The organism is Epilithonimonas zeae (assembly GCF_023278365.1).
GTDB lineage: Bacteria > Bacteroidota > Bacteroidia > Flavobacteriales > Weeksellaceae > Epilithonimonas > Epilithonimonas zeae_A.
In genome coordinates, this window is sequence record NZ_CP075338.1 from 3,126,595 (window position 1) to 3,153,458 (window position 26,864).

The 26,864-nt window shown below is 35.0% G+C and carries 27 protein-coding genes; 20 read left to right on the forward strand and 7 right to left on the reverse strand.

Annotated features, from left to right (window positions below; translation table 11 throughout):
* Nucleotides 1-8: 8 nt before the first annotated feature.
* Nucleotides 9-455 carry a carboxymuconolactone decarboxylase family protein gene (locus KI430_RS14220; protein WP_248875605.1) on the forward strand — a complete coding sequence of 149 codons (447 nt, stop codon included), beginning with the start codon at nucleotides 9-11 and terminating at the stop codon, nucleotides 453-455.
* 47 nt (nucleotides 456-502) lie between these two features.
* Here the strand turns inward: KI430_RS14220 and KI430_RS14225 are convergent, their stop codons facing one another.
* Complete coding sequence (locus KI430_RS14225; RefSeq protein WP_248875606.1) at nucleotides 503-2,638, reverse strand: S46 family peptidase; 2,136 nt, start codon at nucleotides 2,636-2,638, stop codon at nucleotides 503-505.
* Nucleotides 2,639-2,792: 154 nt separating this feature from the next.
* On the opposite strand from KI430_RS14225, the gene KI430_RS14230 reads away from it, so the two are divergent.
* Entirely contained in the window at nucleotides 2,793-3,233 is a 441-nt protein-coding gene (locus KI430_RS14230; RefSeq protein ID WP_248875607.1) for an META domain-containing protein, read from the forward strand.
* A 170-nt stretch (nucleotides 3,234-3,403) separates the two neighbouring features.
* The gene (locus tag KI430_RS14235; RefSeq protein ID WP_248875608.1) at nucleotides 3,404-3,817 is read left to right on the forward strand and encodes an OsmC family protein; all 414 of its coding nucleotides are present in this window, start codon (nucleotides 3,404-3,406) and stop codon (nucleotides 3,815-3,817) included.
* A 3-nt stretch (nucleotides 3,818-3,820) separates the two neighbouring features.
* On the opposite strand, the gene KI430_RS14240 is transcribed toward KI430_RS14235, so the two are convergent.
* Nucleotides 3,821-5,380 (reverse strand): tetratricopeptide repeat protein, encoded by a 1,560-nt coding sequence (locus KI430_RS14240; RefSeq protein WP_248875609.1) that lies wholly within the window; start codon nucleotides 5,378-5,380, stop codon nucleotides 3,821-3,823.
* Between the two features lie 244 nt (nucleotides 5,381-5,624).
* Here KI430_RS14240 and KI430_RS14245 point away from each other — a divergent pair, with 244 nt between their 5' ends.
* From KI430_RS14245 to KI430_RS14290, 10 genes are all read left to right on the forward strand, one after another.
* The gene (locus KI430_RS14245) at nucleotides 5,625-7,769 is read left to right on the forward strand and encodes a T9SS type A sorting domain-containing protein (protein ID WP_248875610.1); all 2,145 of its coding nucleotides are present in this window, start codon (nucleotides 5,625-5,627) and stop codon (nucleotides 7,767-7,769) included.
* A gap of 169 nt (nucleotides 7,770-7,938) precedes the next feature.
* Nucleotides 7,939-9,153: a GTPase HflX gene (gene hflX, locus KI430_RS14250; RefSeq protein ID WP_248875611.1), complete on the forward strand. Its 1,215-nt coding sequence runs from the start codon at nucleotides 7,939-7,941 to the stop codon at nucleotides 9,151-9,153.
* Between the two features lie 105 nt (nucleotides 9,154-9,258).
* Entirely contained in the window at nucleotides 9,259-10,533 is a 1,275-nt protein-coding gene (locus KI430_RS14255; RefSeq protein ID WP_248875612.1) for a cation:proton antiporter, read from the forward strand.
* A gap of 13 nt (nucleotides 10,534-10,546) precedes the next feature.
* Nucleotides 10,547-11,182: a chloramphenicol acetyltransferase gene (locus KI430_RS14260; protein WP_248875613.1), complete on the forward strand. Its 636-nt coding sequence runs from the start codon at nucleotides 10,547-10,549 to the stop codon at nucleotides 11,180-11,182.
* Nucleotides 11,183-11,194: 12 nt separating this feature from the next.
* The gene (locus KI430_RS14265; RefSeq protein ID WP_248875614.1) at nucleotides 11,195-11,842 is read left to right on the forward strand and encodes a DUF4919 domain-containing protein; all 648 of its coding nucleotides are present in this window, start codon (nucleotides 11,195-11,197) and stop codon (nucleotides 11,840-11,842) included.
* Nucleotides 11,842-12,558: a DNA alkylation repair protein gene (locus KI430_RS14270; RefSeq protein ID WP_248878324.1), complete on the forward strand. Its 717-nt coding sequence runs from the start codon at nucleotides 11,842-11,844 to the stop codon at nucleotides 12,556-12,558. Before KI430_RS14265 ends, KI430_RS14270 begins: the two co-directional genes overlap by 1 nt.
* 55 nt (nucleotides 12,559-12,613) lie before the next feature.
* Nucleotides 12,614-13,282, forward strand: coding sequence for a hypothetical protein (locus KI430_RS14275; RefSeq protein WP_248875615.1), 669 nt, complete (start codon nucleotides 12,614-12,616; stop codon nucleotides 13,280-13,282).
* Between the two features lie 12 nt (nucleotides 13,283-13,294).
* A complete protein-coding gene (locus KI430_RS14280) occupies nucleotides 13,295-15,328 on the forward strand; it encodes a hypothetical protein (RefSeq protein WP_248875616.1) in 2,034 nt (677 codons plus the stop codon).
* Nucleotides 15,329-16,549, forward strand: a complete 1,221-nt coding sequence (locus KI430_RS14285) for a hypothetical protein (protein WP_248875617.1) — start codon at nucleotides 15,329-15,331, stop codon at nucleotides 16,547-16,549.
* A 1-nt stretch (nucleotide 16,550) separates the two neighbouring features.
* Nucleotides 16,551-16,895, forward strand: coding sequence for a DUF6122 family protein (locus KI430_RS14290; RefSeq protein WP_248875618.1), 345 nt, complete (start codon nucleotides 16,551-16,553; stop codon nucleotides 16,893-16,895).
* A gap of 228 nt (nucleotides 16,896-17,123) precedes the next feature.
* Here KI430_RS14290 and KI430_RS14295 read toward each other — a convergent pair whose 3' ends face one another.
* Nucleotides 17,124-17,504 (reverse strand): group III truncated hemoglobin, encoded by a 381-nt coding sequence (locus KI430_RS14295; RefSeq protein WP_248875619.1) that lies wholly within the window; start codon nucleotides 17,502-17,504, stop codon nucleotides 17,124-17,126.
* 40 nt (nucleotides 17,505-17,544) lie between these two features.
* On the opposite strand from KI430_RS14295, the gene KI430_RS14300 reads away from it, so the two are divergent.
* The 4 genes from KI430_RS14300 to KI430_RS14315 all read left to right on the forward strand — a co-directional run bounded on the left by KI430_RS14300 (nucleotide 17,545) and on the right by KI430_RS14315 (nucleotide 19,873).
* Entirely contained in the window at nucleotides 17,545-18,498 is a 954-nt protein-coding gene (locus KI430_RS14300) for an ion channel (RefSeq protein ID WP_248875620.1), read from the forward strand.
* 2 nt (nucleotides 18,499-18,500) lie between these two features.
* Nucleotides 18,501-18,989: a YkgJ family cysteine cluster protein gene (locus KI430_RS14305; protein ID WP_248875621.1), complete on the forward strand. Its 489-nt coding sequence runs from the start codon at nucleotides 18,501-18,503 to the stop codon at nucleotides 18,987-18,989.
* Nucleotides 18,990-19,087: 98 nt separating this feature from the next.
* Complete coding sequence (locus KI430_RS14310) at nucleotides 19,088-19,477, forward strand: hypothetical protein (protein ID WP_248875622.1); 390 nt, start codon at nucleotides 19,088-19,090, stop codon at nucleotides 19,475-19,477.
* Nucleotides 19,478-19,582: 105 nt separating this feature from the next.
* Nucleotides 19,583-19,873, forward strand: a complete 291-nt coding sequence (locus KI430_RS14315; RefSeq protein ID WP_248875623.1) for a hypothetical protein — start codon at nucleotides 19,583-19,585, stop codon at nucleotides 19,871-19,873.
* A 36-nt stretch (nucleotides 19,874-19,909) separates the two neighbouring features.
* On the opposite strand, the gene hemE is transcribed toward KI430_RS14315, so the two are convergent.
* The 4 genes from hemE to hemA all read right to left on the reverse strand — a co-directional run bounded on the left by hemE (nucleotide 19,910) and on the right by hemA (nucleotide 24,033).
* The gene (gene hemE, locus KI430_RS14320; protein ID WP_248878326.1) at nucleotides 19,910-20,935 is read right to left on the reverse strand and encodes a uroporphyrinogen decarboxylase; all 1,026 of its coding nucleotides are present in this window, start codon (nucleotides 20,933-20,935) and stop codon (nucleotides 19,910-19,912) included.
* Nucleotides 20,936-21,051: 116 nt separating this feature from the next.
* Nucleotides 21,052-21,732 (reverse strand): uroporphyrinogen-III synthase, encoded by a 681-nt coding sequence (locus KI430_RS14325; protein WP_248875624.1) that lies wholly within the window; start codon nucleotides 21,730-21,732, stop codon nucleotides 21,052-21,054.
* A 134-nt stretch (nucleotides 21,733-21,866) separates the two neighbouring features.
* Entirely contained in the window at nucleotides 21,867-22,775 is a 909-nt protein-coding gene (gene hemC, locus KI430_RS14330; protein ID WP_248875625.1) for a hydroxymethylbilane synthase, read from the reverse strand.
* Nucleotides 22,744-24,033, reverse strand: coding sequence for a glutamyl-tRNA reductase (gene hemA / locus KI430_RS14335; RefSeq protein WP_248875626.1), 1,290 nt, complete (start codon nucleotides 24,031-24,033; stop codon nucleotides 22,744-22,746). Before hemA ends, hemC begins: the two co-directional genes overlap by 32 nt.
* 284 nt (nucleotides 24,034-24,317) lie before the next feature.
* Here hemA and KI430_RS14340 point away from each other — a divergent pair, with 284 nt between their 5' ends.
* The 3 genes from KI430_RS14340 (at nucleotide 24,318) to KI430_RS14350 (ending at nucleotide 26,796) form a co-directional block, all read left to right on the forward strand.
* Nucleotides 24,318-25,343, forward strand: coding sequence for a rod shape-determining protein (locus KI430_RS14340; protein ID WP_027383133.1), 1,026 nt, complete (start codon nucleotides 24,318-24,320; stop codon nucleotides 25,341-25,343).
* 102 nt (nucleotides 25,344-25,445) lie between these two features.
* Nucleotides 25,446-26,300, forward strand: coding sequence for a rod shape-determining protein MreC (mreC, locus tag KI430_RS14345; protein ID WP_248875627.1), 855 nt, complete (start codon nucleotides 25,446-25,448; stop codon nucleotides 26,298-26,300).
* Nucleotides 26,290-26,796 carry a rod shape-determining protein MreD gene (locus KI430_RS14350; RefSeq protein ID WP_248875628.1) on the forward strand — a complete coding sequence of 169 codons (507 nt, stop codon included), beginning with the start codon at nucleotides 26,290-26,292 and terminating at the stop codon, nucleotides 26,794-26,796. Before mreC ends, KI430_RS14350 begins: the two co-directional genes overlap by 11 nt.
* The last annotated feature ends 68 nt before the right edge of the window (nucleotides 26,797-26,864 follow it).

Sequence of the window (26,864 nt, forward strand, 5' to 3'; positions counted from 1 at the left end):
TAATTTTTATGAATAACAGATTAAATATTGCAAAAACAGATGCTGCAGCTTACAAAGCAATGCTGGGATTGATAACTTATTTACAGAATATTTCGCTAAGTCACACTTGGCAGGAGCTTATCAAAATCAGAGCTTCGCAAATCAATGGATGTGCGCATTGTCTGGATTTGCACACGAGAGATGCTGTAAAATTGGGTGAAACACCACAAAGAATCTATCTGCTGAACGCTTGGAGAGAAGCATTGGAGTTATATTCTGTCGAAGAGCAGGTTATCCTAGCAATGACAGAAGAGATTACTTTAATCAACAAAAAAGGATTATCAGAAGACACTTATAACAAAGCGAAAGAACTTTTTACGGAACAACAAATTGCTGAAATCATAATGACTGTCATTATTATTAATTCTTACAACAGGATTGGAATCAGTACGCTGATGCCGATTTCCAGGAATTAAAAAAAAGCCACCAAAATCTTGGTGGCTTTAGAATATTTTGATGATAATTATTTTACCAAAGTCAACTCGCTGATTAATCTTGTGGCACCAGCATATTTGTCAATTACCCAAAGTACGTAACGAACGTCAACATTAATTGTTCTTTGCAATTGTGGTTCGAAAACGATATCGCCGCTCAAAGCTTCGCTGTTTCCATCGAAAGCAAGACCAATCAAGTGACCGTTTCCATCGATAATTGGAGAACCTGAGTTTCCTCCTGTGATGTCGTTGTTAGACAAGAAGTTGATTGGCATAAATCCGCCTTTTTTATCAGCATATTGTCCGTAATCTTTTTTCTTCGCAAGGTCCAGAACTTTTTGAGGAAGGTCAAATTCTTCGTCGCCTTTTTTGTATTTAGCAACCATACCATTGATGTCGGTATAATAGTTTTCCTTGATTCCTTTGTAGTTTCTGTCTTCTCTTACAGGAAGTGTTTCAATCGTTCCGTAAGTCAATCTCATTGTAGAGTTAGCATCCGGATAGAATTTTTTATCAGGCTGAGATTTTCTAAGTCCGTCTAAGAAAAGTCTGCTGTTTTTAGCAAAGTTCTCATCAATTTTAGAATATTTTTCAGCACTTAATTTTTGGTCTTCAACAATTCCGTTGGCAAATTGTCTCAATTTATCTGCGTCAATTTTCAATCTGTCTGGATTTTCTACAAAAGCTAAAGCTGATTTTTTGTTAGCAAAAACAGAAGCATAAGCCATTGTCGAAAGTGTATTAACGTCAGCAGCCAAAATCGTTGGAGAAGCAAATTCTTTAGCTACTCTTGTTTTGTAAAGAGAGGCAAGAGAGTTCAGCATTTCGCCTTCAACATTATCGTGGAAACCGTCGTAAGCCTTGTCAACAGCTTCAAGAACTTTCGTTTTCATAGCTGCTTTTCCAGCTTCGTCTTGATCAGCGTAAGTTTTGAAAAGACTGCCCAATTGATAAGCTGTTGCGATGTAATGTGCATTTCTCTGCAAAATACCACCGTAGTTTCTTTCTACATTTCTACCAGAAACTTGATTGTAATAAGATTTTATTTCTGGTAAAACACCATAATAAGTTTGCTCATTTGGAGATTGCGCAGCCCATTGGTTATAAGTCTGCTCCAGTTTTTGTTTCTCAGCAACTGTTCCGTTTTTTTTTACCGCATCAATAGTTCCTTGTCTGTTTTTCCAGTAATTGGCAACACTTGCGTATTGAGAGGCGTAGTCCAATTGAGTAGCCTTATCTTTATCCATGTACTTTTTCAAAACATCCATTGTTAATTTAGATGCTTCTACCCAAGCCGGATAATCTTTGTCCACCATTTGCTCGATTCCGAAAGATGTCAAATAACGATTGGTTCTTCCAGGATATCCAAGAATCATTGTGAAATCTCCAGGTTTGTAACCTTTAAGAGAAACTGGTAAATGATGTTTTGGTTTCAAAGGAACATTGGTTTCAGAATATTCTGCAGGATTACCGTTTGCATCTGCATAAGCACGGAAAACTGTGAAATCTGCAGTGTGTCTTGGCCATTCCCAGTTATCTGTATCACCACCAAATTTTCCTAAAGAGGAAGGTGGGGCACCAACCAATCGGATGTCTTTATAGTCTTGATATACAAAATAATAGAACTCATTTCCATTAAAGAAATCTCTTACAACAACAGTGTATTTTCCGTTCTCAGAATTTTCTGTTTGAATGGCTTTATATTCAGCATCAATAACCGCTTTTCTATCAGCAGCAGACATATTGTTGTTCAATTTTGCATTGATTCTTGCAGAAACGTCATCCATTCTTACCAAAAATCTCACGTAAAGACCTTTCGCATTGAATTCTTCATTCGGTTTCATTGCCCAGAATCCGTTTTTCAGATAATCTTTCTCAGGTGTAGAAGCCGCTGCTACAGCATCATAACCGCAGTGGTGGTTGGTAAAAATCAAACCTTGGCTGGAAACCATTTCGCCAGTACAGAAACCACCGAAACTCACGATAGCATCTTTCAAACTGGAATTGTTTACAGAGTAAATTTCTTCAGGAGTCAAATGCAGACCTTCCTTCTGCATATCAACGCCGTTCAGACGTTTTACAAGCATCAGAAGCCACATTCCTTCGTCAGCTTTCATTTGAGCATAACCCAAAATCAGGGTCATTACTAGTAATATTTTTTTCATAAGTAAAAAATTATTGATTCTTAAAAGCTATTACCCAATCTAATTTGAGCTAGATCAAACAATTGCATTAAGACTTATTTTAATGGGCTAATTTAATGATTATTTTAAATCTAATGGTATGAATTTGGTAGAGAGATTGTGTAAATTTAAAAGAATGAAATTTCTCAAATCAATTGGTGTTTTATCATTATTAATGCTTTTGCTAATTTCTTGCAATTCATCAAAAAAAGTGTCAGAATCAATGGGAAATATTAACCGAAAATGGATGTTGGTTGAGTATAAGGATTTTACCAAAGCCGAATTAACTAAACTCGAAGCGAATATGGATTTGACTAAAAGAGCTGAAGCTCCAAATCAATATGGTGCAAAAATGGGATGCAACGGAATGTTTTTCACAGCGGAACTCAATAAAGGGAAAGCCAAATTTTCTGGCGTTGGTTCAACAATGATGTATTGTGACGGAAGAATGAAGCTGGAAGTATTGTTTGGAAAAGAATTACCAACAATGGATCAATACAAAATCGAAGGACATTTCTTAACTTTATCAAATGGCAACGGAGACAAAATGAAGTTTGTAGCCGCAGACTGGGACTGAGATTAATGATGAATTATAAATTATTAACGATGATTTCATTTGCGACTTGAAAACATTTAATCTTATAATGCGCCTTTACGTTAAGAATCTTATACAATTAATCTGATTAAAATAAAAATTATGTAATCTTAGATTCCATATTACCTTTACAACCAATAAAATATTTACATATGAAAAGAAGTGCAAAAGCTGTTTGGAAAGGAACAGTAAAAGACGGAAGTGGTGTTTTAACAACACAAAGTACAACGCTTAATGAAACTCAATATTCCTTCAAAAGTAGATTTGAAGATGGCGTTGGAACCAATCCGGAAGAATTGTTGGCAGCAGCTCACGCAGGTTGTTTTACAATGAAAACTTCAGCTCTGTTGTCAGAAGCAGGTTTTATTCCAGAATCTTTGGAGACAGATTGCAAAATCTCTTTAGTTGACGGAAAAATTACTTTATCTGAATTGACACTGACTGCAAAAGTTCCTGCGATCTCGGAAGAAGAATTCCAAAAAATTGCAAAAGATGCCAAAGAAAATTGTCCTGTAAGCCAAGCTTTCAGTTTTGAAAAATCGTTGACAGCGACTTTACTTAGCTAAATACTAGTATTTAATCAAAAAATTATTAAGACTTTCTGAATTGGAGAGTCTTAATTTTTTTCTAAGTCTTGACCTCGCAACTACTATGCTGTGCGGACTCTGGTGTGTAATGTCAGAGATTTCTTTGGAGGACAGATTGAGTTTTAGGAAAGCACAAAGCCTTAATTCATTTTTAGTCAAGTCGGGAAATTCATTCAGGAGTTTTTTATAGAATTGGTCTTCGGTTTCCATAAAAATTTTGTAAAACTCATCTTTTCCGAAGCCCTTTGAGCTTTTCTTGAGTTCAGAAATAATGTGAAATATTTTATTATCGGACATTTCCGTTCCTGAATTCAGCTCGCTCAATTCTTTTTGTGTGGATTGGATAATTTCTGAAGTTTGTAACATTTGGATAGCACTATTCGTAAGCTCTTTGTTTTTTTCTTCTAATTTCTTAGCTAATAATTCGTTTTCGGCAACTCTTTTCGCCGTTTTATTTTTCTGTAATTGGAATAATAAAAAGATGATAACCGAGAACGATAAAAGCAAGGCAATTCCGAAAATAAAAAAGCGCTCTCTTTTGGTTTGAGAAGCTAAAAGTTCATTTTGGGTCATTTTTTCATTGAATTCAATTTCCAAACGGTTTACTTTTTTATTGTTTTCCTGATTGATAGAAGCTTCGGATAATGATTTTGCCGTATGAAGATATTGCAGTGCACTTTTGTAATCTTTTTCTTTTTCAAAAAGTTTTACCAAATTTTCTGCTGAAAACAATTTTAGATCAGAAAAGCTACTCTTTTCTGAAATGTCATAAGAGCTTTTTAAGTAATATAAAGCCGAATCTCTGTTGATGATATTATTGAGGTAGATTTTCCCCAAAATGTTATAAAGACTTGCAATGTCGTAAGGCGATTTGATTTTCTTTGCCAGAGTGATGCCTTGTCTCAGGTTATCGACTGCAGTTTCGGTTTCTTTTAATTTCAGATTAACATTGGCAATATTCTCATACGCCATAATAATATTGAGTGTGTCTTTTGCAGCCGTATTGCGATTCTTGAATTCTTTCAACATTTCCAAAGCTCGGGCATAATTTCCCTGTTCTTTTTCTAAGACGGCAAGATTATTATAAATGATAGAACCTTCTACAGATTTTTGCTCAGGTTTACTGCTTTCAAATTTTTTAAGCGATTGTTCCCAAAACTGTCTGGCTTTCTTAAAATTTCCCATTAGGTAATAACAGCCTCCAATATTATTTAAAATAGAATAAGAATCACGTGAATCTGTTTTGTTGTTGATTTCTAGTCCTTTGTAATAATAATTAAGTGCTTGGTAGTAAGATTCTTGATCTTTATATGTATTTCCTGCAGTAACATAAAGACTGACTTTTGTACTGTCTGCCAATTTGTTTTCCAACTTTAGGGCTTCTTGCAGATAACTCATTGCCTTTGTTCTGTTGGTTTGCATATAATCCACCGTCTGCTTCAGAAGAGTAGTGGCATATTTGTCCGGGTCTTTGGAAAGACTTGTTTGACCGGAAACAAATATCAGATTAAAAGCTAAAAAAATACAAAAAGCCCAACGCATTTTCAGAAATATGACTCGAATATAGGAAGAATAAATTTCAAAAAAAATTACTTTTTTAATTGATTGATTTTCAAAATTTTAAATCAATTGTATATATAATGTTACCTCTTGTTTTTTGTTAGTAGTTATATTGTTATCTCAACAGATATTCAAATTCTTTGATGATATTCTAATATTGTCTCAATAATTATAAAATATTTTTAAAATGGATGTGAAATTACTATTTAAGTGGCTATTTCTATTTATGTTCGGCATAACTAGCGCACAGCAGATTACATTGGATACTTCTTTGGTTTCTGATGAACCGAATACAATAGAAGAATTTTGGTATTGGTCAGGCGGGTTTCCTGTTGTTGGAACTGGATTTTCTCCTAACTCTACAATTACAGTTTACGATACTGACGCAAATGGGAAAAGATGGAGAGATTTTACAGGAACCGTTGATGCTCAAGGGAATTTTTCTGTACAGATAAGCGCTAAGATGATCCGTTCTTTGAAAGGTGCTCATACAGTGAAGGCAACAGATGGACAAGGAAAAACTGCAACCGCGACATTACAAGTTGTCGCAAATGAAAATGAAGTCTTGGAAGCTTCAGTTTCTAATAAAACATTGACAATGCAACAGTTTTTTAATTTTGGAATAAAACTACACGCCAAAAATATTGAACCTAATGCACAAGTCGTAGTCCATATTTTCTCTCCGAACGAGTCTGGCTCCGGAATTACAGGAAAATACTATGCAGATGCCAATGGAAATTTTGATATTGATTTCAATGGAAATACGCCAACTTATCCTTGGGGAGAGACAATGCCTGACGTAGCAGGAACTTGGAGAATCAATGTAGAGCAATTTGAAACTAATTTCTACGGTACTACAGAATTCAGGATATTGCCAGACAACCCGAGTCCGCAAGCCTATGACCCAATTTCTAATGTGGCCAATGGTATCCCGGCAACGCCAATAACACGTTTTGAAGTGAATGGTGTAGGTTACAATTCCGACCCAAATAGTTCTGCTTTCTATGAAGATATGACAGATAAAGTGTTCAGTCTACAGGCAGGTCAAACTTACAATGTAAAAATCAAAGGTAAAAATCGTGTAAATTATGCTCCAGATACTTATACTCTTTTTGTTGACTGGAATCACAATGGAATTTTGGATGAAAGCAATGAAATCATCAGTGAAGGTTATATTTTTGCATCTTCCGGTGTAGATGATAAATTCACACAGTTCCAAATAACAGTTCCGCAAAATGCAATCAATGGGAATACAAGAATAAGGGTTCTGAAAATGCAATCAGCCACAGAATATTCTATGTTTTGGCCAATAGGTGCTGCAGGCTATTATTACAATTCCGGACAAGCGGAAGATTATACTTTGAATATTTCTGGTGGTATCACAGATCCAGGATGTGCTTTTACCTGTCCTTCAGATATTAATGTGAATACAATCCCGGGAGGAGAAACTGCGATCGTAAATTACAATTTGCCATTCAATTGTGGTTCTCAGGGTAACTCTAGTTGTGGCATCGACTATCCTGGAAATAATTATGAAAACTGGATGCCTGCTTCAAACTTCAATACTGTAGCTAACGACTTTGTGATTCCTGCTGGAAAAACTTTGAAAATCGATAAAGTAATTCCTCATTTGATCAGATTCTCTTACGGAGCCTCTGTTGCATTCTATAAAGATAATAATGGCAAACCGGGAGAGTTGATTATGAATTATGCTACGCCAACGATCGAATCACAAAACGAGATAGGAACTACTACCGGTGGAACAGCATATGAAACGGTTATCAAATTACCTGAGGTATTAGAATTGACATCTGGGAAATATTGGGTTGCCATTAATATGCAGGGGCCATTGGTTTCTTGGGAAATAAAATCTGCTTTATCAAACGGAACCACTGCATTTACAACAGGGGATGGACAGAACTGGACGGCAAAAGAAGGTTTTGATGGCGTTTTCAAGGTAAGTTATGTTTGTGAAACACCAGAGCCACAAGTTGTTTTGGCCCAAGGATTAGAGTCTGGCGCTGCATTTCCTGAAGGCAATACTGTTGTTATTCATAACCTTGTATATGAAGGTGCTATAATAGATACTTGTGTGTTTAATGTAAATGTCAATAAGATTCTTGGCACAACAGAGATTTCTAAAAATCAGATCTCTTTCTATCCAAATCCGGTAAAAGATATTTTGAAAATTTATAACATCAAGGATATTAACAATATATATGTTTATGATCTGTCAGGCAAACAGGTTTTTGCAAAAGAATTGCATCAAAAAGATGCAGAAATAAACCTTTCCAAACTGGCTTCCGGAATTTATATTATGAAAGTAAGCAGTGGAAATGAAGTGAAGGCTTTCAAGCTTATTAAAAAATAAAAATTATTACGAATTATATTTTTCAGGTCGTTCCTTACTGGGAACGGCCTTTTTTTTGCACGCAGCTTTTTCATTGCAGATATAGCCATTTCATTATTATGAAACTTAAACTTTGGTTTTTTTGTCTAAAAATAGTATCTTGTGAAAATCAGAAAATTATAAATTTTAAATGTTAGAAAAGAAAGAACATCAGTACGAAAGAGCGGTTTTGGTAGGTGTAATCACTCAAAATCAGGATGAGGATAAACTGACAGAATATATGGATGAACTGGAGTTTTTGGCCTTCACAGCTGGAGCTACAGTTGATAAAAGATTTACCCAAAAATTGTCTCAGCCAGATTCCAAAACTTTTGTGGGGAAAGGAAAAATGGAGGAAATTCGTGATTACGTGAAAGAACACCAAATTGGAACTGTGATTTTTGATGATGAATTATCGCCTTCCCAGTTAAAAAATCTGGAACGTGATATGGAAGTTAAAATCTTAGACAGAACCAATCTAATCCTCGATATTTTTGCCCAAAGAGCTCAAACTTCTTATGCAAGAACGCAAGTGGAATTGGCTCAATATCAATATCTTCTTCCGAGATTAACCAGAATGTGGACTCACCTTGAGAGACAAAAAGGGGGAATCGGGATGCGTGGTCCTGGGGAAACGGAAATAGAAACCGATAGAAGGATTATCCGTGACAGAATCACTTTGCTGAAAGATAAATTGAAAGTCATCGACAAACAAATGGGAACCCAAAGACAAAACCGTGGCAAAATGGTTCGTGTGGCTTTGGTAGGTTACACCAATGTTGGAAAATCTACGTTGATGAATGCTTTGTCAAAATCCGATGTTTTCGCAGAAAATAAATTATTTGCAACGCTTGACACAACTGTGAGAAAAGTCGTGATTGGAAATCTTCCTTTCCTTTTGACGGACACGGTTGGATTCATCAGAAAATTGCCAACACAATTGGTAGAATCTTTCAAATCCACTTTGGATGAGGTTCGTGAAGCAGACTTGCTGGTTCATGTTGTGGATATTTCTCACGATAGTTTCGAAGACCATATTGCTTCTGTTAATCAGATTCTTCAGGAGATTGATGCGCATCAGAAACCAATGATTATGGTTTTCAATAAGATTGACGATTTCAGTTATGAGAAGAAAGATGAAGATGACTTGACACCTTCTTCTAAGAAGAATATTTCTTTGGAAGAATGGAAAAAAACGTGGATGGCAAAATCAAAATACCCGACGGTTTTTATCTCTGCGCTTAATAAGCAGAATTTCCCTGAGATGAAGAAAATGATTTATGATGAGGTTCACAGGATTCATATTTCACGTTTCCCTTACAATGATTTGTTGTTCGAATATTTTGAGGACGAAGAAGAAGCTTAATCACAAAGACACAAAGCTCACACAAAGAATTAATATTATGAGAAACCTTATGACCTTTGTGTAAAACTTCCAGTCTTTGTGTTAAAAAATAAAATAAAAAAATAAATGGAGTTATATTACTCATTTTCAGTCCTTATCGTTTTAGCATCTTTATTTGCCTATATCAATTACCGCGTTCTCAAATTACCAAGTACAATCGGGATAATGGTAATTGCTATTATCGTCTCCGTAACCTTGGTGGCGTCGGGCGATAATTTTTTACCAAAGACAACTTCGCATTTGACCGCATTAGTACACAGCTTTGATTTTACCGAAGTTCTGATGGGTGCGATGCTTAATTTTCTGCTTTTTGCGGGAGGAATTCATATCAATATCAAAGATTTGAAGGAGCAATTCGGGCCGGTTGTGATTTTTTCCACTGTTGGTGTTATCATTTCCACCTTTGCAGTTGGTTTTGGTGTTTACTATCTTTTGCCTTTGGTAGGTATTCAGATGCCGTTGATTTATTGTATCGTTTTCGGCGCACTGATTTCTCCAACCGACCCCGTTGCGGTTCTAAGTATTTTGAAGCAAGCAAAAGTTTCAAAATCTTTGGAGACCAAGGTTGCTGGAGAATCTTTGTTTAATGACGGTATGGCGGTTGTTGTTTTTACAGTTGTTTTACAAATTGCCATTGGAAAAGAAATCGATTTGAATGTTGAAAACATCGGTTTGCTTTTGCTTCGTGAAGCGGGTGGAGGTTTACTTTTAGGAGTTCTTCTCGGATATTCGGCTTCCCGGGCAATGCGTGTTGTGGATGATTATATTATTTCTGTACTCATCACATTATCAGTAGTTATGGGCGGTTATTTGATTGCTCACGAGATGCATATTTCTGCACCTTTGGCAATGGTTGCTGCCGGTTTATTTATGGGAAATTTCAGTGAAAGCTTCAAAATGAAATCTGAAACACAGGATTATCTGATAAAATTCTGGGAATTGATTGACGAAATTATGAACGCTGTTCTATTCCTGTTTATCGGTTTTGAATTGCTGTTAATCAAAGATTTAAATCAATATTTGGTTGCAGGCGGGATTTGTATTTTAATCGTTTTGTTGGCACGGTGGGTGGCGATTTTTGTTCCGACAAAGTTTATGGCTTTCAAATACAGATTCAGTCCGCAAACTGTGAAAGTTTTGGTTTGGGGAGGAATCCGTGGCGGTGTTTCTATCGCTTTGGCTTTATCAATTCCGATTAATGAGTACAGTCAAATTATCATCAGCATCACTTATTGTGTAGTTGTGTTTTCAATTATAGTGCAAGGATTGACAATTGCAAAAGTCGCGAATCCTAAGAAAATTGCTACAGAAGAAAAAATACTAGAAGAAGAAATTCATTAATCTAAATTTAGAAATGAAAATTATTGATGTTGAAAACTGGAAGAGAAAAGAACATTTTGAATTTTTTTCCGGAATGAAAAGTCCATATTTTGGAATCGTGACCGAAGTTGATTGTACAGAAACTTATCAATTTGCTAAAGAAAATAACGAATCTTTCTTCGCTCATTATCTTCATAAATCGATGAAGGCGATTAATTCGGTAGAAGAATTTGCCTATCGAATTATCAATGATGAAGTTATCGCGTTCGACATTGTACACGTTGGTTCTACGATTGCCAGAAATGACGGAACGTTTGGCTTCTCTTACTTCGAGTATTCTGATGATTTTCAGATATTTAATCAAAATTTACAGGAAGAAATTGTTGAGGTTCAAAACTCCACAGGTTTAAGAATCAGAAATGAGGAATTGCCACCGAATCATATTCGACATTCTACAATGCCTTGGACCAATTTTACAGGTTTGCTTCATCCGACAGATTTTGACCCAAAAGAATCAATTCCTAAAATTGTCTTTGGAAAATTCTCTGAAAAGAATGGACGGAAAATGTTGCCGATTTCTGTGGAAGCGCATCACGGTTTGATGGATGGCTTTCATCTTGCAAAATATTTGGAGGAATTTCAGAATCAATTAAATTTGAAAAAATATTAAAATTTCCATTTAATGATGAAACAAACAATAGTTTTCTTTAGTTTACTTCTTTATGTATCTGCTTTTTGTCAGATCAATACTGAAGAAATTAAAAAAAAAGTTTTAGAAAACCCTAAAACTTATTATTACGATTATTTAGAAATCTTCAAAATGGAACCGGCTAAACTGACTCAGCAAGAATTGAATCAAATGTATTACGGAAGCAGGTTTATAGAGTCTGAATATCAAATGCGAGATTATAATCAGGATTATGAAAAGATTTGGAAATTGGCAAAATTAGGAATGTCAAAAAATAAAGCTTTGAAAATTGTTGAAGATGCTCAGACAAAATATAATAAGAATCCATTGTTAAAAGGTGTTGCTTTAGAATTATCTTATATTTACAAAGCTTTAGGTAATAAAGAGAAGAGCGATTTATATTATTCACAAAATGATTTAATAGACCAAACTATAGAAAATAGTGGCACAGGAAAATCAGAAGATTCTCCAATATGTGTTATACGTGCTGGAGATATGATAAGTAAAATCTCAAGTTTGCCAAGAGCCTCAAAACCTTCTGACTTTAAGCAAAAAATGACAGATTTGGCAGATGGAAGCATATTAACAACTTATTCGGTTGGAGATTCTAAAATTTATATAAAATTGGTCGGCGGATTTTGATGGAAATATTAGACGATATAAAACAAGCTCTCCAGGTTCTTGCTATTCCCGAAAAAGCAGAATTCTTTCCCAGATTTTTCAAAACGGGAAAAGGCGAATATGGCGAAGGTGATGTATTTATCGGCGTAACTGTTCCGGACCAAAGAATAGTAGCAAAAGAATTTTACAATAAGATTTCTCTTGAAGAATTAAGTGAATTGTTGTCTTCCAAAATCCACGAACATCGTTTGACTTCTTTATTGATGTTGGTTTACAAATTCGAGAAGATTAAGGATAAAATTCAGCAAAAAGAAATCATTGATTTTTATCTGAAACATACAAAACACATCAATAACTGGGATTTGGTTGATACATCGTGTTATAAAATTTTAGGTCGGTACTGTTTTGAAAATCAAGATTCTAAAATCCTTGAAAAACTGTCAGATTCTGATGATATGTGGGAAAAACGAATGGCAATTGTTGGAACAATGTTTCACATTAAGAAAAGAGAATTTGAACTGACGAAAACATTTGCCTTGAAAAATTTGAAACATCCACACGATTTGATGCACAAAGCCAACGGCTGGCTTCTTCGCGAAATGGGAAAAATGAACGAAAACGAATTGTTGAACTTTCTCGATCTTCATTATAAAGAAATGCCAAGAACTTGTCTCCGTTATGCCATTGAGAAATTGGATGAAGAACTTCGGCAAGATTACTTGAAAGGTAGAATTTGAGAATCAACATTTCCCGAATTTATTCATAAAAATTAGTTTACTAAATATCTATACTGTGAAAGTTATTTTAAAATATAGTTTTATTTTCTTTGTTTTTCTCAGCTTGACAAGTTGCTTTGATATCATCGATAAAATTAGTTTGAATGCCGATGGAAGCGGAGAATATTCTGTAATTCTGAATGCCAGCAAAAGCAAGACACGTCTGCAATCTATCTCCAAAATGGAAACCATCAACGGTAAAAAAGTTCCCAAGAAATCCGAAATTGATAAAAAACTGAATGACGCTTCTGCAATTTTCAAAACCGTTGCAGGAATCAGCAGTGTAAAAACATCTTTCGATGCAGAAAATTATATTATTAAACTGAGTTGTAATTTCAAGAAAATTGAAAATATCAATACTGGTTTGGAACTGTTGAAATCGAAAAATGTTATTGGAAAAATGGTTCCGACTCAGCTTTATAAAAATAATTTGTCGGAGAAAATATTGGTAAGAAATAAAATTTCCAATTTCAAAACCGAATATGATAAAATGAGTTCTGCAGATAAAGAAGTATTTAATAATGCGACTTATACCTCGATTTTACAATTCGAAAATCTGATAAAATCTCAAACTAATTCCGAATATAAAATCTCGCCCAGCAAAAAAGCAATAAAATTGGATGGAACAATTTTAGATTTTATCCTTCAGAAAAAACAAGTTCAAAATAATATTACACTGCAATAAAAACAACAAACTATGAAATCAATTTTACAGAAAGTTCTATTCCTATTTTTATTATTCTTTTTCAGTTTTGCTATTTCGCAAAGCAGAATTCAGGTTCCGGACAATGTTTTGTTTTATATGGAAGTCAATGGAAAACAGTTGAATGGCAAAGTTGACTGGCAGAAACTCAATCCAATTTTACAAGATTTAAATAAAAATAGTGCTGAAAAACCAAGCTGGAAAGACTTTTCTGATATTGGTTTAGAAAACGATGCTAAGCAATACCATTATGCTGTTTTCAATGATACTGTAAAAACTTACACGGCACATTTGATTTTAAAAGATTCCAAAAAATTTCTGAATTTTTTGAATACTTCTGCCAAAAAAGAATTGGAAGTAACCAAGAAAGACAAATATTCTTATGTCCATCTTAACAATGAATCTTTTGTTGCATGGAATGATAAAAAAGCGGTGATGAGCCTCATAACTTACACCAAAAAATTCCCACAAGTCTTGTGGAATGACCAAGATAGTTCTGTTGTTGTAATAGATTCTGCGGCCATAGCTACAGATTCTATCGCTGCTGTTGATTCAACTTATTATGAGCCAGAAAAACCATTTGATTACAAAGAAGAAATCAAATATCTAAAGGACGAAATCAAATATCAGAAAGAAGATATCAAAGAACATCAACAGGAAATTGTGCGTCTCCAGAAAGATATCAAATACCTGGAAAAACACCACAAATATCCTGAGCAAAAAACTACGGAAAACTTAGATTCGGAAGAAGTTGCATCTGCAAAACCTACGGAAGAGTATAATGAGGAAGCAGAGGAATTGGCTTATCAAAAAGAAATGGACTCGATAAAAGCTGCAGATTTTAAGATTCTAAAATCCTTGGCTGAGATTGATTTTGATAAATATTTTGATGCGGGGACAGAAATTGAAGTTCCTAAAAAATTGGTAGCTTTTCAGGATGTGAAATCAGATGTTTTTGCTTTTGTGAGTTATGGTGAGATTTTCCAAAACGGACTTTACAAAAAGATGATGAGCGCTTATAAATTGGGCGGTTTTATCGATAATTTTTATGATTCTAACACATTCTACAATCTTTATTTTGAAAAGAATAAAGTGAGGTTGGTCAGCAATTATCAGCATAAAAATCCTGAGATTCAGAAAAATATGGCTGCGGTTTACAAAGGTAAAAAGAATAAAAAACTGACAGCTTTAATCAATGATAAAAGTATTGGTTACTATGCAATTAATATCGATGGATACAAGTATTTTGACTTGATGTACAGTTTCTTTGAGAATAATTCTGATGATAATTCCAAATATCAAAAAGAACTAGAACTCGTATTAGAAACTGTAAAAATTGTGTTGGATGAAGAAGCGATTTCTAAAATTGCGCCAGGCAACGGAATCTTTGTTCTGAATGAGCTCAACACCAAAAAAGTAGAGTACACCGATTACGAATATGATGAAAACTACAACAGCAAAGAAGTCAAAAAAATGAAAGATGTTGTGGTTCCGGATTTCACGTTTGCTTTTGCAACAGACAATGAGAATTACTGGAAAAGAGTCTTCAACGTTTTATCAACCAACAAAGAATTGGCGAAAAAATTTGTGAAAAATGGCGATGTTTATTTCTTCAAAAATGACGCAAAAAATAATACCTACATCGATCAGCTTTGTTTTACCGTAAAAGACGGAATCGTTTATCTGGCAACTTCTCCAAGCAATCTACTTGCTAAAAAACAATCTTCGACAACTGAAAAATTTGCAAAAGAAGCATCTAAATTTCCTGTATATGGAAAACTTGATATGAGAAGATTTTTAAATGGTTTGGAGCAGGAGTTCAAAACCGGATCTGATAAAAAAAGTCTGGATCTTTTCAGGAAAAATATGGGCGATGTGGATTTTAAATCTGAGCCTAAAAAGGAAAGCATCGAGACAGAAATCAACTATACAACACCAAATTCTTCGGACAATAGTTTGATGTATTTCTTTGATTTTTGTAACGATATCATTAAGCTGACGGAACCAAAAACATCAACGGAATTATAAATGAAGAAAATTTTGGTCTTTATTCTGATTGTTTTTGTGTTGACAATCGTTGGCTATTTTTTCTGGTCTCTCAAGGACAAAGATTTGAAACTGGTTCCCAAAGATGCAGATGCTGTAGTTTTGATTGATGTAAAAAAATTAAAAGAGCAATATTTTTTCTCGGCACTAAAACATCCGTTTGTCTGGTTCGGAGGATCAACGATAATCTCTAAAAATAATGGATTGATAATTCCGGATTATATCCAGATTTTCCATTTAAAAAACACCAATTTTTCGCAATGGTACAGCATTTTTGAAATTAAGGATAAAGACAATTTTCTTGAATTTTTGAAGGGTAAAGGTTTCAAAATAACAGAAAATAATATTTATAAAAAAGATAGATTATCAATCAAAATTGAAGCTTCGAAATGTGTTGTCGGCTTTTCAAATTCTTCGTTCGGGGAAAAATCAAAATTAATCCTCAATTCTAAAACCAAAGGTTTATACGCTGACCAGTTGATTAATAATTCGGTTGCGAGCGTGTCCTATTTTGCAAAATCTAAAATTCACAAGTTTGCAGTCTATCTGAATGACGATAATATCGAAATCAAAACCAAAACGGTTCAGGATATTTTCTCATCACAAATCTCTGAGTTGGAAAAGCAAACACAGTTTCTAAAAATGAAATTGGATTCCAAAAATGTTAAGATAATATCAGAATTATTCAATAAAAAACTGACGGATTCTATCAATATCAATTCTGTTAGTGCAATTTCAGAATTAGAATCTGTTAATGACAAGATTGTGAGTTATGCTTATGATGATAATTTTAATGAAGTAGAAAAAGTCAGCTATCAGAAGTTAGTACAGCCTAATTATACGATTAATGTACAAAGTCCTGAAACCGAAAAACTTTGGTCTTACTTTCAAGATCAGAAATGGATTAATACAGAAAATCAATTCACAGCAATTCCATTTCAACCCAATGTAATCAAGAAAAATTCCTTTGAAATTTCGATTCAATCCACTCGGAAAAATATAAATTTTGGAGAATCGCCATCTGGCAGTTTTATATTGCTTAAAAATAATTTATTACTCGTTGATTTTCTAAAAGTACTTTCGCCCTCCGACAAAAAATCGATTTCAAAAGTAAATTATCTTTATTATGGCAACAAGGGAGATTATTATTACCTGAAACTGCAATTAAAAAAAGATAAATTACCGTTTATATTAAGCCAATAAGATGAATGTTTCAGAAATTTTATCATTAAAAACAATCATCCATTATTTTCTGCATTTTGGTTTTCCAGTTGTGTTGGCTTACGTTTTTTTTAAGAAAGATTGGAAAAAAGCTTATTTCATAATGCTTGGGACAATGCTCGTAGATGCGGATCATTTGCTCAGCACACCGATTTTTGCACCGGACAGATGCAGTATCAATTTTCATCCGCTTCACACCTATTGGGCGATGGGCCTCTATTTTCTGCTGTTATTTTTTAGAGGTGTTCCAAGAATTATTGGCGTTGGATTATTGTTTCATATGCTGACGGATTGGATAGATTGCCGGCTACATCATCTGAATTGTTGAAATTATTGGGGCAGCTTAATCCGCCTTCCGCTCCCAATCTTTTTTGCAGACAATTTCAGGTTCAATATAACTTTTGTACACGCAAAAAAGGATTTCCGCTCAAGTCGGGCTGCGTGCGATTCAACATTTAGAAGTGTGTTTTTTTTTGATAAGTTTTATGCCTTTGCGAACCTTAAAGCATTTAGTGATTTTGAAAAAAAACTTTGTGGACTTTGCGTTTAAAAAACTCTAATTTCTCCTAGCATTCGACATTTTGAAGCTCATAATTCTGGCGATATTCAGCGCTCTTGCGATGGCGTTTTCAGCATTTTCGCCTTCAAAATTATCGTGAACCGTTTTCTCCCAAATCTGTAACCAACGATTAAAATGTTTTTCTTCCATAGCCGAAACTTCATTGATTGGAAAGTGTTTCGCCATTGGATGACCTTCATAAACAGGATTCCCTAAAAGAATACTTTCCCAGAAATTATACATTTTTGGAAGATGTTTGCTGAGGTCAATTTTGGCGATATCTGTGAAAAAGAATCCGATTAAGTCATCTTTTATAACTTGGTCATAGAATTTGTTGACCAAAAACTCTACATCGTCGCGTGTCTGAATATCTTTCATTTTTCAAAATTAAAACAAATTAAAATGTAATTTTGCACTTATGTCAAAATTCAGTTTTTCCAGATTAAATTCAACCAAAGACACCGGTTTTGGAGATAATTTTTCAGGCAGATTTATCAACAAAGATGGCTATCCGAATATAAAGAAGAAAGGCATCAATATCCTGAATCGTTACAGCTGGTATCACACGATGCTGAACCTGAAAAGATGGCAGTTTATTGGATTGTTGGTCGGGAGCTATATTGTTGTCAATTTTATCTTTGCCCTGATTTATTATTTAATCGGGATCGAACATCTGACTGGTATTGACAAAAGCAATTTCCAAAACGAGTTTACAGATGTGTTCTTTTTCAGTTCCCAAACTTTTACCACGGTTGGGTACGGGCGGATTGCACCTGTTGGTTTTCTGGCTAGTTTAGTAGCGACCTTTGAAGCTTTCTTGGGATTGTTGGCATTTGCCATTGCGACGGGTCTTTTTTACGGTCGTTTTTCGCGCCCAAGAGCTTTTTTGCAATTTAGTGATGTCGCACTGATATCACCTCACAAAGACAAAACGGGATTGATGTTCCGGATGGCGCCATTCAAGAATACCTCGCTCACGGATGCCAGTATTACGGTTTTAACTTCCTTCGAAATCACAGAAAATGGACAGACTAAAAGTTCATTCTACAATCTGAAACTCGAAGTAACAAAAATTACATCTTTGATCCTGAATTGGACCATTGTACATTATATAGATGAAGAATCTCCGTTTTATGGATTAAATGCAGATGATCTGAAAAATACGGATATAGAAATTATCGTTCACGTGAAGGCTTTTGATAGTATATTTTCCAGTGATGTGGTTCAGAGAACGAGTTACACTTCAGACGAAATTATTTACGGAGCCAAGTTCGAAAAAATGTACGCCCCAGATGAAACCAATAGATTTACCGTCCTTAATTTGGATTTGATTAATAGTAATTTTCCTGCACCATTACCAAACATATCTTAATTATGGATCTCGATTTCTATAGACAAAAAGCTCAACTCAAACAAAAAGAACACAGAAAATTTCTGGACGGACTCAAAAAGAAACCACCCAAAAATCTGGACTATTTGGTTTTGGAAAAGCACGAAGAAACATTCGGGGAAATCGATTGTCTCAGCTGTGCGAATTGCTGTAAAACAACAGGTCCGCTTTACACAGAAAAAGATATCGAAAGGATTTCAAAGCACCTTCGAATGAAACAAGCCGATTTTGAGTCGAAATTTCTGAGAGTTGATGAAGACAATGATAAAGTTCTTCAAAACTTACCTTGCTTTTTCCTGAATGATGACAACACTTGTTCAATTTATGATGTTCGCCCAAAAGCTTGTAGAGAATATCCTCACACAGACAGGAAGAAGATTTATCAGATTAATAATCTCACAATCAAGAATACCTTAATTTGTCCTGCAACTTATGTTTTTGTAGAGAAAATGAGACAAGTTTTGGAAAAATAGCTTATCCTAAAGTTTTCACAAAAATCTTATAATTTCTGAATTTAACATAATATTGGTTTAATGTTTGGTCTTGATAATCAACACTAAATAAAAGTATTATGAAAAAGTTAATAGCAGGCGGTCTGATTATTTTCGGAGCAATGTTCGTTACAGCGCAGGTAACGCCGCCACAAGACACTTCAAGAACGAATAAGGAGAAAAAGGTTAACAAAATGAATCAGAAAACTCCTGAAACTGTTCAACCCAACGGAATGAACAGGACTGTTGACACTGCAACAATTAATAATAAACAAAAAATGCAGAGCAACCCAGACAGACTGAGACAAAATCAGACTTTGCCGGATAATGGAACAATGCAAACCCCGAATAATACGTTACCAAATAACGGAACTTTGCAGAATCCAAACACAACGAATCCAAACAATTCTACCAATCCTCAACAACCGTTAGGACCAAATAGCCCTACCAATCCAAATCCAACAAGATAGGATTTTAAAATTAAAAATGACCAGAGTATAATTGCTCTGGTTTTATGTTTTATAAAAGTTGGTTTGATATTTGGGTTAATGTAATTAAGACAAAAATAAATTATTATGAAAAAGATATTAATGACAGCCACTTTTCTTACTTTCGGAACAGTCTTGATGACCGCTCAGACAACAAAAAAATTAGAAATTAAATCATCCACAAAGACGACCGTACTCAAATCAACAAAGTCTACTCAAAAAAGTAACTCTCCAAAAATGGTAGACACTGCAAATATTGAGCAAAGACAAAAAGAGGCAGATGAAAAAGTGGCTCAACCAACAATCCCACGCAGAGATGGTGTTACAGACGAAACAACAAAACCGCAAGCACAACCGGCGCCCGGACAATTAGAATAAAAAAGGAGCAAATTATTTTGCTCCTTTTTAAATTGTTTATGCTTTCCATTCCACCACGGCTTTGATAAAAGCTTCGGCGTTTTCTACTGGAATATTAGGTAAAATCCCGTGTCCGAGGTTGACAATGTATTTGTCTTTCCCAAAACGGTTAATCATTTCGTGAACCATTTTTCTAATTGTTTCCGGCTTAGAATGCAATCTTGAAGGATCAAAATTCCCTTGCAAAGTCACAGCATTATTCGTGAATTGTCTGGCTAATTCCGGCGTGATGGTCCAATCCACACCAACCGCAGAAGCTTTAGATTTTGTCATTTCGTCTAATGCAAACCAACAACCTTTCCCGAAAACCACAACGTGCGTCAACGGCGCAAGCGCTTCAACAATCTGATTGATATATTGCCAAGAAAACTCCTGATAATCGGCTGGCGAAAGCATTCCGCCCCAAGAATCGAAAACCTGAACCGCAGAAACACCTTTTTCTACTTTTCTTTTCAGGTAAGCAATTGTTGTATCTGTGATTTTTTGTAATAATTTGTGCGCCGCTTCCGGTTGTAGAAAACAAAACGATTTCGCAATATTGAAATCCTTAGAACCTCTACCTTCGATGCAATAACAGAAAATCGTCCAAGGCGAACCCGCAAATCCAATCAAAGGAATCTCGTTATCCAGTTTTTCCAAGGTCATTTCTATCGCATCAAAAACGTAACCCAAAGTGTCATTCACATCAGGAACAATCACGTCGTCTACTTGTTGGGCAGTTCTAATTGGCTGCTCCAGCCAAGGTCCAACCGATTCTTTCATTTTGAAATCGATTCCCATTGCTTGCGGAACCACCAAAATATCGGAGAACAAAATCGCCGCATCCAAAGGAAATCTTCTAATCGGCTGAACCGTGATTTCCGAAGCCAATTCCGGCGTCTGACATCTTGTGAAAAAATCGTATTTATCGCGCAAAGCGATGAATTCCGGCAAGTATCTTCCGGCTTGTCTCATCATCCAGACTGGCGGTCTTTCCACGGTTTCTCCCCGAAGTGCCTTTAAGTATAGGTCGTTTTTAATCATTTCTTTTTCAAGTATTTTCAACTGTTGCATTTTTTGCAACACTTCAATTTTCATTAATTTGAGATATTGCAGAAAATGCAACAACTTAAAATTTGCTAAATCTTATAATCTGCGAGCTAAAAATCAGCCTCATTTTTAATCAAAATCAATAAATCAGCTAAAGTATTTTTTGAGCTTGTAATTATTTTATTATCAGTTAGTTTTTCAATTTCCGAAGTCGTTGTTTTTCCAATCGAAAAAATCTTGACATCATCAAAATTATTAAACTTCGCAAAACTACGAACTCCACTCGGACTGAAAAAAACTATCGCCTGATATTTCTCATTGATTTTTGGGTAGAGTAGTCCGGTCTTATAAACAGGGGTTTTTTTGTAAGAAATATTTTGCAAAGGCAATTTCTCATCCAAAATATCCAACGCAATATCACCACAGAAATGCAAAAACTTCTCGTTCATCGAATTTTCTACAATGAATTGCGAAAGTTCACTAGCATTCTTACAAAGTTTAAAAGTCCCAAAATTATGTTTTCTCAATTCTTTTTTCGTCTGCGAACCGACAACGTAAATTTTGTTATAATTTTTTGGCTCAGCAAAATTTTCGTTGGCAGAAAATTCATTTTCAAAAAAAGCTTTTACGCCATTCACACTCGTGAAAATTAAGGAATTGTTTCTTAAACCGAAAGATTTAGTTTTTATAAACTCAGTCTTGATGACATCAACAAAATCGATCGAAAAACCTTTTCCTAATTTCTCAGAAACCTTTTGTTTGTCCAGTGATTTTGTAAAAAGGATTTTCATATTTATAAAGTCTTCGAGAACCTCAGACTTACAATGGTAAAATTAAAATATTATTTTGTCATTCCGTAGGAGTCTAAATTTAGCTGTCTAGATTCCTGCGGAATGACAAACCAGACGTTTGAATCGAAAAAAAATTACAAAATTTTTCTGATTTCGTCCATCAATTCTTTCCCTCCGTTTTCCAGAACTTTCAAAGCGATTTTTTCTCCGAAGTTTTCAGAGTCGTTCCATTCAAAAATTTCATCGGTTTCGATGCAGTTTTTGCCGTCAAGAGAACAAAGTCTTCCAAGAAATCTGATTTGCCCGTCAAGCATTTCGGCTTTTCCTCCAATTGGAGCTGTACAACCGCCTTCCAAAGTTTTCAGAAATTCTCTTTCTATATTAACACAGATCTCCGTTTCTTGGTGAGAAATCGATTTTAAAATATCCTTCAATTCTGGCTTATCGATTTTGCTGGCAATCGCAACAACACCTTGCGCCGGCGCTTGTAACATAAACGGAATTTGCTCGTAATGAACATCAATATTCATTCTTTTGATTCCAGCCAAAGAAAATAAAGTCGCATCTGCAACGCCGTCATCCAGTTTTTTCAAACGCGTTTGGACATTTCCTCTGATATCTGTGAATTCAGTTTCTGGGAATTCTTTCAGCCAAAAAGCGCGTCTTCTCAAGCTGCTGGTGGCAATTTTCAGAACTTCCAAATCCAAAGGTTCAGCGTCGTTATTTCTTACCAAAACATCTTCCGGGAAATCTCTTTCCAAAACGGCAGAAATCTGAATGTTATTCGGCAATTGTGTCGGAACATCTTTCAAAGAATGAACGGCGATATCAATTTCATCATTCAATAAAGCAATGTCCAAATCTTTAGTGAAAACACCTGTGATTCCCAAGGCATAAAGCGGTTGGTCCAGATTTTTGTCGCCAGAACTTAGGATAGGAACAATCTCGGTTTGGAAACCAAGATTCTGTAATTTTGATTCAACTTCGTGAGCCTGCCAAAGTGCAAGTGGACTATTTCTCGTTCCTATTTTTATTGTCGTCATCGGATTCTTGTTTATGGATGTCCAGAATATCTTCCATCATTTTCGTGATTTCGTCTGCGCGGGAAGGGTTTTCCAGAATATATTTTGCAAATCGGTTTGTGATTTTCTGTACTAAATTGTTAGATAAAACCATATCCTCGATTTTTGCATAATGGAATTTCTTATGGATGTTATGCATCTCATTTTCCTCAATCTGTTTCAAAGAATTTTTGAACTGATTGATGTTCGGAGCCAGTTTTCTTTTCTTTTCCCAATCCACAAATTCCTTAGCCATTTCTTTGATGATCCCTTCTGCTTTCGGGATTTCTTTTTTGCGTTGTTCCATCGTTGCTTTGATGGTTTGCGAAAGTTGGTCAACGTCTATCAAAGTCACATTTTCCCAATTTCCCACTTCCTTCTGAACATTATTAGGAATTGATAAATCAATGACCAGCATTTCTTTATCTTTTGGGAAATTAGACTCATCAATAATATATTTCTGAGCGCCGGTCGCGACAATCAGAACATCAGTTTGTTTCAACTCTTCCGGAAAACTATTGAAATCGATTTGCGGAATTTTATATTTATCTGCAATTTTCTCAGCTTTCTCAAAAGAACGGTTCGCAATTTTGATTTTTGGCTGATAAACGTGCTTTACGAGATTTTCAATTGTGTTTTGTCCAATTTCTCCAACGCCAAGAAGTAAAATATTTTTCTCGTGAAGATGTCTGGTGTTGTTCAATATATAATGAACCGCTGCATAAGAAACCGAAGCTGAACCAGTGCTGATTCCGGTTTCATTCTTAATTCTTTTCGAAATCTGAATCGATGAATTAATCGCGCGTTCCAAATATGGATTGGAAAAATCTTTATACTTTTTGAATCGATGATAGGCGTTCTTGATTTGAGAAACAATCTCGAAATCGCCGATAATCTGACTTTCCAAACCTGCTGCAACACGGAAAAGATGAAACAAAGCATCCTCTCGCTGGATAACATTCACATATTTCAAAAAGTCTGAAAGCTGAACGCCAACCGTGTTGCAATATAATTCTGCAATGTGAAGATAATTTTTGGTCGTAGAATAGATTTCGGTTCTGTTGCAGGTTGAAACCACAAACGCATCGCCCAAATCCTCCTCGTGGATTTTGTTGGCAAAAGATTTTATGTGTTCATCAAAAAAAGCAAATTTTCCACGGATTTCTGCATCAGCTTTTTCATAACTGATGCTTAAAACGGCAAAATCTGATGTTTGATGAAATTTATGTTTTGGACTCATTTTCAGTTTGCAAAATTACGATTTTTAAAACAAAGACTCTTTCTGAATATCATTTTCGAAAATTGATAAAATCTATAAACTCTGTTCAAAAACGTAGAAGAACAACAATGTTTTAATAGAATTTTTATAGGAGTAATAATTTTTGATTTCTAATTGGAATTCAGATTTATCGGTGGTGAAAAATTCTTGAAATTTTAAGGAAATTTTAACCAAATTATTTTTAAATCAGGACAGAGAATAAGTCTAAATTTATATCTTTGTAAACTTAATAATGACTGAACAAAATGGGTATATTGGATATGTTTACGCAAGAGATTGCGATTGACTTAGGGACTGCGAACACGCTTATTATTCACAATAACAAAATCGTTGTGGATCAGCCTTCTATCGTTGCGATAGAGCGTTCTTCTGGTAAGCCGATTGCCGTTGGGGAGCAAGCAAAACATATGCAAGGGAAGACTCACGAGGATATCAAAACTGTTCGTCCTTTGAAGGATGGCGTTATTGCAGATTTCCACGCTTCAGAACATATGATTAAGGAATTTATCAAACAAATTCCGGGCATCAAAGGGAAACTTTTCCAACCGGCACTTAGAATCGTGATTTGTATTCCTTCAGGTATTACTGAAGTTGAGAAAAGAGCGGTAAGAGATTCTGCTCAAAAAGTGAATGCAAAAGAAGTTCGTTTGATTTATGAGCCAATGGCTGCTGCAATAGGAGTTGGGATTGATGTTCAAAAACCAGAAGGTAATATGATTATCGATATAGGTGGAGGGACAACGGAGATTGCTGTAGTTGCACTTGGCGGAATTGTTTGTGATAAATCTGTGAAAATTGCAGGTGATGTTTTCACCAATGATATTGCTTATTACTTAAGAACGCATCATAATTTATATATCGGAGAAAGAACGGCGGAAAGAATCAAATTAGAAGTTGGTTCTGCAGTTGAAGAATTGGATGTTCCAATTGATGATATCCCTGTACAAGGTAGAGATTTGATTACTGGAAAGCCAAAAGAAATTATGGTTAACTATAAAGAAATTGCCAAAGCGTTAGATAAATCGATTATCAGAATCGAGGACGCCGTAATGGAAACTTTATCTTTAACTCCTCCGGAGTTGGCGGCCGACATCTACAAAACCGGAATTTATCTTGCTGGTGGTGGTGCTCTTTTGAGAGGTCTGGCAGACAGACTTCACAGAAAGACAGGACTTCCTGTTTTCGTGGCAGAAGACCCGTTGAGAGCAGTTGTAAGAGGAACTGGGATTGCTCTTAAAAATATGGATAAATTCAATTTCCTAATTAAATAATATTTTTCGCTAGAATTAGAAATTAGATATATTTAATGGTTTGGTAAGCATGATCTTAATATCAAATCATTTATAATTTATCAATTATCATTTATAATTTAGATGGGTGCTTTGCTGAGATTTTTTTCCAAGAATGCATTATTTGTGTTCTTCATATTCCTGCAATTGGTTGCAATTGTACTGATATTCAGCAAAAACTCTATGCAGCAAAGTTTCTTGGCAGCGAAAACTGCAGCGTTTAATTCTTGGGTTTCCGGTTATATTGACGAAGGAACTTCTTATTTGAAATTAAAACAAATCAACGAAGACCTGGTTGTTCAGAACAAAGCTTTGATGAAAGAACTTTACGGAAAAGAAAAATTAGACAAACCAGTTTTCCGAAGAGTTTATGATACGATTGGAGGCGGACAGATTTACACATTCGTTGATGGCGAAGTTGTTTTCAATAGCATCAATAGAAAAGATAATTATTTTACAATCAACAGAGGCCGTTTGCAAGGCGTGAGTTCCAAAATGGGTGTTATTGCACCACGTGGAATTGCCGGAATCGTTATCAATACATCAGATAATTATTCTTTGGTTCAGTCGGTTTTGAGTACGAATAAAATCAAAATCAGTGCATCGCTGAAAAAATCAGGTTATTTTGGAACATTGTCCTGGAAAGGCGATGATTCCAGAACGATGACATTATCTGATATTCCGAAATATGTTCCATTAAAAGTTGGTGATACTGTTGTGACGGATGGAAAGTCATCAATTTTCCCGGCCGGAATTTTAGTAGGAACAGTAGCAGGATATCAAGTTGACAGCAAAACAGGATTTTGGGATGTTTCTGTAGAACTAAGTGAAAAAGTTGGGAAACTAAGTACTGTTTACGTTGTGAGAAATCTTAAAAAATCTGAAGTTCAGAAAATAGATGATACTTTAAAAGCTCAAATTAAAAAAGATGGTCAGTAGAAACATTGCCTCAGATTTGCTTTTGATAGCAATACTCACGGCTTTTCAGGTTTTTATTCTGAACAGAATTGCATTGTTTGGACAATACATTCCTGTGCTTTACCCTGTGTTTGTAATGTTTTATCCATTCTTCCGTAATCAATTTCAATTTTTGGGATTGAGTTTTTTATTGGGATTATGCGTGGATGCTTTTTTAGGAACTTGGGGAATCAATGCTTTTGCAACGACGGTTATTGCATATTTTAGAACAATTATATTCAGAACATCTACAGATACGACTACGGATTTTTTCTCTTTCCAAAGTATCCAGTGGACACAGTTCATATTTTTTATTATAACCAGTATTTTTATCCATCAGCTTTTGGTGCAGCACATCGAGTTTTTTAAGTTTGACAGATTTTTTGAAATTTTATTTAATGTAATAGTTACCAGTATAATCTCGTTTGTATTTATATTAGCTTATACATTAGCCTTTAAAATCAAACAAAAAGTCTGAAACGAAAGAATGTCTATCAAAAACCAAAAAATACTCTCTTTGAAACCGAGGTTGCATATGTCCTCTGA